This is a genomic window from Ornithinicoccus halotolerans (assembly GCF_009602535.1).
GTDB classification, from domain to species: domain Bacteria; phylum Actinomycetota; class Actinomycetes; order Actinomycetales; family Dermatophilaceae; genus Ornithinicoccus; species Ornithinicoccus halotolerans.
The window spans coordinates 1-6,322 of the sequence record NZ_WIQI01000131.1; the positions used below are offsets into that span (position 1 = coordinate 1).

Annotated in this window: 6 protein-coding genes; 4 read left to right on the forward strand and 2 right to left on the reverse strand. The window is 75.1% G+C overall.

Annotated elements, in window-relative coordinates:
• Positions 1–200 precede the first annotated feature (200 nt).
• A complete protein-coding gene (locus tag GFJ45_RS14535; protein WP_153398463.1) occupies positions 201–1,541 on the forward strand; it encodes a hypothetical protein in 1,341 nt (446 codons plus the stop codon).
• Here the strand turns inward: GFJ45_RS14535 and GFJ45_RS14540 are convergent.
• Together GFJ45_RS14540 and GFJ45_RS14545 are read right to left on the reverse strand one after the other, a co-directional pair.
• Positions 1,460–2,431, reverse strand: coding sequence for a quinone oxidoreductase family protein (locus GFJ45_RS14540; protein WP_153398465.1), 972 nt, complete (start codon positions 2,429–2,431; stop codon positions 1,460–1,462). The two genes, GFJ45_RS14535 and GFJ45_RS14540, sit on opposite strands and share 82 nt — an antisense overlap.
• Positions 2,432–2,474: 43 nt before the next feature.
• Positions 2,475–3,323 carry a pyridoxamine 5'-phosphate oxidase family protein gene (locus GFJ45_RS14545; RefSeq protein ID WP_153398467.1) on the reverse strand — a complete coding sequence of 283 codons (849 nt, stop codon included), beginning with the start codon at positions 3,321–3,323 and terminating at the stop codon, positions 2,475–2,477.
• Positions 3,324–3,481: 158 nt separating this feature from the next.
• Here GFJ45_RS14545 and GFJ45_RS14550 point away from each other — a divergent pair, with 158 nt between their 5' ends.
• The 3 genes from GFJ45_RS14550 to GFJ45_RS14560 form a co-directional block, all read left to right on the forward strand.
• Entirely contained in the window at positions 3,482–5,245 is a 1,764-nt protein-coding gene (locus GFJ45_RS14550; protein WP_153398469.1) for a carbon starvation CstA family protein, read from the forward strand.
• The gene (locus GFJ45_RS14555; protein ID WP_153398471.1) at positions 5,223–5,699 is read left to right on the forward strand and encodes a hypothetical protein; all 477 of its coding nucleotides are present in this window, start codon (positions 5,223–5,225) and stop codon (positions 5,697–5,699) included. The genes GFJ45_RS14550 and GFJ45_RS14555 overlap by 23 nt, the downstream gene beginning before the upstream one ends.
• A 192-nt stretch (positions 5,700–5,891) precedes the next feature.
• The coding region (locus GFJ45_RS14560) for an RNA polymerase sigma factor (protein WP_323368746.1) at positions 5,892–6,322 on the forward strand (431 nt) is incomplete at its 3' end.

Below are 6,322 nucleotides of genomic sequence, written 5' to 3' on the forward strand. Positions count from 1 at the left end.
ACGACGCCGCCGTTGGCCTCGATGTTCTCGGTGAGCCGGGCCAGGTTGCCCTCGAGGTCGGCGAGCGTGCGGCGGCGACGGCGACGGAGGGGACGCGGGGGGTTCGGGCCTGCGCCCGCCGGTCGAGCCGACGGCCTCCCCGACCGGCTGAGCGCGTGACCCGGCGCAGCCGAGGCACGGAAGCCGGCACCCTGCCACCGGTGCCCTATCCCCCGCCGTCACGGCGCGACCCCGTCGCCCGGGCGGCGACCGGGGCCGTGGGTGGACCGACCGGGCGACACGCCCGGGTCGGGGCGCGAGGTCCGGGCGCGGTGGCGGCCACGCTGGTCGCGCTCGGCGCGGGGATGCTGGCGCTGGCCGTCTTCCAGAAGGGGCACTGCGTGGTCCGCGGCTGGGCCAACCCGGACCAGTTCTGGCGCACCTGCTACTCGGACGTGCCGGTGCTGCACGTCACCACGCCGCTGGCCGACCGGGTGATGCCCTACCTCGGTGAGGGCATCGCCCAGCCGCCCGGCAGCGGCCTGGTGATGTGGCTGCTGGCCCTGCTGACTCCTCGGGCGGGAACGGAGGTCGCGGCCCAGCAGTGGGTCTTCGGGCTGTGGGCGCTCGCCGCAGTGGTGCTGCTCGCGGCGGCCGTCGTCGCGGCCGTCGCGCTCCGGCCGCGCAACCCGTGGCAGGCGGCCCACCTGGCGCTGGCGCCGCTGCTGGTCCCGCTCGCGCTGGTGTCCACCACGCTGCTCGCGGTGGCCCTGGCCATGCTGGGGCTGCTGGCCTTCCGGCACGCCCGGCCAGCGGTGGCCGGCGGGCTCCTCGGAGGAGCGGTCCTCACCGACCCGGTCGCGCTGGTGCTGCTGGCCGCAGTCGCCCTGGTGGCGGTGCGAGCCGGCCGCCGGTGGTCGGCCGCGGTGCTGGCCGCCGCCGCGCTCGGCGTCGTCGCGCTGGTCACCGTGGTGCTGACCGTGCTGGAGCCTGCGGGCGGCACGCTCTGGCTGCGCCGGGCGTGGTCCGACGACGCCGGCTACGGCGCCCTCGCCCTGGTCCCCGCCCTGTGGGGCGCCGACCTGCCCAGCTGGACGCTGACCGCCGTGGAGCTGCTGGGCTGGGTCCTGGCACTGCTGGTCGGCGGCCGGCTGGCGCTCTCCGCCGCAACGGTGCCGCCGCTGGCCCGGGTGGCCGCGCCGATGCTGCTGCTGGTGCTGCTGACCAGCCGGGAGCTCCCGGTGCAGGCCTCGCTGTGGGTGCTGCCGCTGCTGGCGCTGTCAGCGATCTCCTGGCGTGACCACCTGCTGTGGGCCGGTGCCGAGGCCGTGCACTTCGTCACTGTGTGGCTGCACATCGGCTTCGCCTCGGACCCTGGCCGGGGCCTCGCCGGAGAGGACTACGCCGCCGCGGTGGTGCTCCGAGCCGTGGCGCTGGCGTGGGTGCTGGTCCAGGCCATGCGCACCGCCGCTCCGTCCGGTCAGGGCAGGACCAGCAGCTTGCCGGTGGTCGCGCCGGACTCCAGGTCGGCCTGGGCGCGGGAGGCCTCCGCCAGCGGGTAGCGGCCACCGACCCGCACCGTCAGCCGCCCCTCGGCCACGGCCGACATCACGGCGCCGGACCGCTGCAGCAGCTCCTCCCTGGTCAGCAGGTAGTGCGCGAGCGAGGGCCGGGTGAGGTAGAGCGAGCCATGGGCGTTGAGCGACTGCGGGTCCAGCGGCGGCACCGGCCCGCTGCTGGCGCCGAACAGCACCATCATGCCGCGCGGGCGGAGCAGCTCCAGCCCGGCGTCGAAGGTGTCCTTGCCGACCCCGTCGTAGACGACGTCCACGCCCTCCTCACCGGTGAGCCGCCGCACCTCGGTGACCAGGTCCTGCTCCCGGTAGAGCACGATCTCGTGCGCGCCGGCCCCCCGGGCCAGCTCGGCCTTCTCCGGCGTGGAGGTGGTGCCGATCACCCGCACCCCCCGGTCCGAGAGCAGCTGGCACAGCAGCAGCCCGACCCCACCGGCGGCCGCGTGCACCACGGCGGTGTGCCCTTCCCGCGCCGGGAAGGTGGTGGTCACCAGGTACTGCGCGGTCATCCCCTGCAGCATCACCGCGGCCGCCGTCTCGGCGTCCACCCCGTCCGGGACCGGCACCGCCTTCGCGGCCGGCAGCACCGCCTCCTCGGTGTAGCCGCTGCCGGGGACCATCGCCCAGGCCACCGTGTCGCCCACCGCCAGGTCGCTCACCTCGGCACCGGCCTCCAGCACCTCGCCGGCGCCCTCGGAGCCGGCCACGAACGGCAGCTCCATCGAGTAGAGACCGCGGCGCTGGTAGATGTCGATGAAGTTCACCCCGGCCGCCGCCACCCGCACCCGGACCTGGTCCGGTCCGAGCGGGGCGGGATCGTGCTCCCGGACGGTGAGGACCTCGGCCCCGCCGTGCTCGGGGACCACCACTGCGCGCATGACTACCTCCTGGGCTCCGTGGGTCGTCTCGACCGCCACTGTCTCACCACGCGCCCAGCCCCTCCCGGCAGGCCCGGGCCAGCGCCCGCTGCCGGCGCCACCGCTGCCACACACCCGGCACCGGCGGGCAACCGGTGCTGGCCGGGGCCGAGCTGACCGCCAGCCGCGCCGGCCGGCCGCCGGCCGCGGGCTGCAGCAGCCCCTCCCACTGCCAGCTGGCCCAGCGCTCCAGGTCCGGGAACGAGGCGTCCTGGCCCAGCACCACCGCGGGGCCGGGCCGGTCCGGCAGCGACCCGCCGAGCACGGTGAGCGACAGCTCCGGCCGGTCCGGCTCGACCACCGCCTCCGGGTCCAGCCGGACCACCGCCACGGCCGGTCGGTCCGGGCCGGCGGCGACGAGCAGGTGGTCCTGCGGCTCGGTGCGCGCCGGCAGCGGCACCCAGACCGGCTCCTCGAGCGTGACCAGCAACCGCGGCAGCCACCACCAGTGCTCCCGGCACAGCAGCGGTGAGTCGGCCAGCAGCCGGGCCGGCGGGTAGCGGCGCAGCTCCTCCAGCCGCAGCTCGTCGGCGTAGACCTGGCCCTGCGTGTCGGCCTCCAGCCGCGGCCGGCCCACCAGCCCCACTGACCGGAACCCCGCTGCCGCGCCGCGCGGCTCGGTCAGCGCCACCACCACCGGGCCTCGGGCGGCCACCACGTCACGGGCCAGCGCGGCGCGGTCGAACGTCAGCGCCAGCAGCACCTGCTCGCCGCGGGTCAGCGCCATCACCGCAGCCGCGCGCGGTGACCCGTCGGCGCCGGTCCAGGCCAGCTCGGCCAGCGAGGAGGCGCGCACCGCCTCGGCGGGGGTGGCGGGCCTCCCGGCGGTGGCCGACCGGGCGTCGGGTCCCATACCGGGAGCCTACGAGCCGGCCCGGCACCCGCGCCGACCCGGTCATCCGCGGGCCTTGTGCCTCACAGGCCACAAGGACCACACTGAGAGCTGACCGGGCCCCCTGTCACGCGCCCGGCTGACCACCGGCCGTCCCTGGCCGCTACCGAGGAGAGGTCATGCCCGCCGCAGTCGTCGCAGCCGTCGTCGGTGTCCTGTACTTCCTGGGCTACCGGTACTACTCCCGCTACCTGGCGGACCGGGTGTACGGGCTGGACCCGGCCTTCGTCACCCCGGCGCACCGGTTCCGGGACGGGATCGACTTCGTGCCCACCAACAAGCACGTGGTCTTCGGCCACCACTTCACCTCGGTCGCCGGGGCAGCGCCGATCGTCGGGCCGGCGATCGCGGTGTTCTGGGGATGGGGGCCGGCGCTGGCCTGGATCGTGCTCGGCACCATCTTCGCCGCCGGGGTGCACGACTTCGGCTCGATGGTGGTCTCGGTGCGTCACAACGCCAAGAACATCGGCACCATCGCCAGCGAGGTCATCAGCAAGCGGGCCCGCACGCTGTTCCTGCTGATCATCTTCTTCCTGCTGACGCTGGTGAACGCGGTCTTCGCCGTCGTCATCGGCAACCTGTTCATGGCCAACCCCGGCGCGGTCATCCCGATCTTCGTCGAGATCCCCCTCGCCATCGCCATCGGCCAGTACATCTACCGCACCCGCAGCCCGGCGCTGGTGCCGTCGCTGGTCGGCGTGCTGCTGCTCTACCTGCTGATCCCGGTCGGCCAGGCCTTCCCGCTCGACATCACGCCACTGGCCGAGGGGCTGGGCTTCGACCAGCCGCGCAACCTGTGGGTGATCATCATGTTCGCCTACGCCTTCATCGCCTCCCGGCTGCCGGTGTGGCTGCTGCTGCAGCCGCGCGACTACATCAACTCCCACCAGCTCTTCATCGCCCTCGGCGTCATCGCGCTGGGGCTGCTGGTCGGCTGGAACACGATCGTGGCCCCGATGGTCAACGACGTGCCCGCCGGCTCGCCGTCGATCTTCCCGTTCCTGTTCATCACGATCGCCTGTGGGGCGATCTCCGGGTTCCACTCGCTGGTGTCCTCGGGCACCACCGCCAAGCAGATCGACAAGGAGACCGACACCCGGCACGTCGGCTACCTCGGGGCCGTGGGCGAGGGCTCGCTGGCCACCGGGGCGGTGCTGGCCACCACCGCCGGTGTCGTGGCGACACAGGCCGACTGGGAGGCGCTCTACCCCGACTTCAGCACCGCTTCCGGTGGCGCGGTCGGCAACTTCGTCAACGGGGTCGCGGCCTTCGCCAACAACTTCGGCGTGCCGGTCGACCTGGCGGTCATCTTCGCCGCGGTCGTGGTCATCAGCTTCGCGGCCACCACCATGGACACCGGCGTGCGGCTGCAGCGCTACGTCGTGCAGGAGATCTCCGAGCTCGTCGGCTGGCGGGCGGGCGCCCGCAACCTCACCCTGGCCGGGGCGATCGCGGTCATCATCCCGCTGGTGATGGCACTGCTCCCCGGCGGCGGCGACGCGGGGTACACCTTCGGCGTCCTCTGGCAGCTGTTCGGCACCACCAACCAGCTCACCGCCGGGCTGGCGCTGACGGTCGTGGCGGTGTGGGTGTTCAAGCGTGGCCGGAACCCGCTGGCGGTGGCCGTGCCGCTGGTGTTCCTGCTGGCGATGACCTCGTGGGCGCTGATCGTCAACCTGCGCAACTTCGTCGCCGAGGGCCAGTGGGTGCTCGCGCCGCTGGACGCCGTCATCTTCGTGCTGGCGATGTGGCTGATCGTCGAGGCTGCGCTGGCCCTCAAGGGTCTCAGCGGCCGCGGCGCCGACGGGACGCGCGGGCCGGGCCAGGACGCTCCCGGCACCACCACGGAGGCCGGCGAGGATGTCGTCACCCGGCGGGAGTGACCCCACCCGCCACGCCGCGACCGCCCGGGCCGCGAGCGCCGCGGACAGCCGGGTCGTGATCGTCCGGCCGTGGACCGACGCGCACGGGGGCGGCTGCTGCAGCGGTGACACCCGTGACCCGGTGGCGCTGGACCGTCGGGCCGGCACCCCGGTCAGCCACCACCCCGCGGCGCACCGGGTGGGTGAGTGCTACCAGCTGCTGCGGCACGAGCTGCCCGGCACCGACGTGCAGATCGCCTCCCCGGGCAACTCCGCCTACCTGCTGCCGCACGTCTACCGGCACCTCCGCCCCGCGGTCGGACGGCTGCGGGCGCTCTGGGCCGCCGTGCAGGGCACCCGCGCCGGCGCGGTGCTGGTGGACGGCCGGCAGGTCGCGCTGCTGCCCGACACCGAGCCGCACGCGGTGCTGGCCGCGGTGACGGCCGCGCTGCGGCGCCCGCCGACGGCAGGCTGAGCCGGCACGGGTGCCCTGCTCGTCGCCCTGTCCCGACCGGCGGTGTCACATCCGGGGCGCCGGCGGTGCTCTGCAGGTGTGGACGTCGTAGGGCATGGTGGGAGCGCACCGGCGGCAGCCCTGCCCGGCGCGCTGTCGCCCGAGCGGCCCGGCGCAGCGGCGCGAGGTGCCGGGCGGAAGGATGGGGTGGCCGTGGCGAGTCCTGCCGGACCCGGGAGCGTCCGGGCCGACCTGGAGCAGGTCTTCCGCGCCACCTACCCCCGTGTCGTCGGCGTCGCGGCCCGCGTGCTCGGCTCCCGGGACGGGGCCGAGGACGTGGCCCAGGAGGTGTACGTGGCGTTCGGACGCTCCACCGTGCCGCCGGCCGAGGCACCCGGCTGGTTGTCGGTCGCCGCGGCGCACACCGCGCTCAACCACCTGCGCTCGGGCCGTCGCCGCGCCGCCCGCGAGCGGGCCGCCGACGAGGGCGAGCGCGTCGTGCCCGACGCCGCGGACACCGTCGTCACCCTCGACGAGCGCCGGCGGGTGCGCCAGGCACTGGCCAGGCTGCCCCGCGTAGTCGCTCAGCGAGACCTGGTTGCCCGCAGCGTCGGACAGGGTGAAGGCTGGCGCGGGCTGGCCGG

What these genes read in the sequence shown, in the direction of transcription:
- GFJ45_RS14540 (WP_153398465.1), bottom strand. Translation starts at nt 2,431, where the DNA reads ATGCGCGCAGTGGTGGTCCCCGAGCACGGCGGGGCCGAGGTCCTCACC.
- GFJ45_RS14545 (WP_153398467.1), bottom strand. Translation starts at nt 3,323, where the DNA reads ATGGGACCCGACGCCCGGTCGGCCACCGCCGGGAGGCCCGCCACCCCC.
- GFJ45_RS14550 (WP_153398469.1), top strand. Translation starts at nt 3,482, where the DNA reads ATGCCCGCCGCAGTCGTCGCAGCCGTCGTCGGTGTCCTGTACTTCCTG.
- GFJ45_RS14555 (WP_153398471.1), top strand. Translation starts at nt 5,223, where the DNA reads ATGTCGTCACCCGGCGGGAGTGACCCCACCCGCCACGCCGCGACCGCC.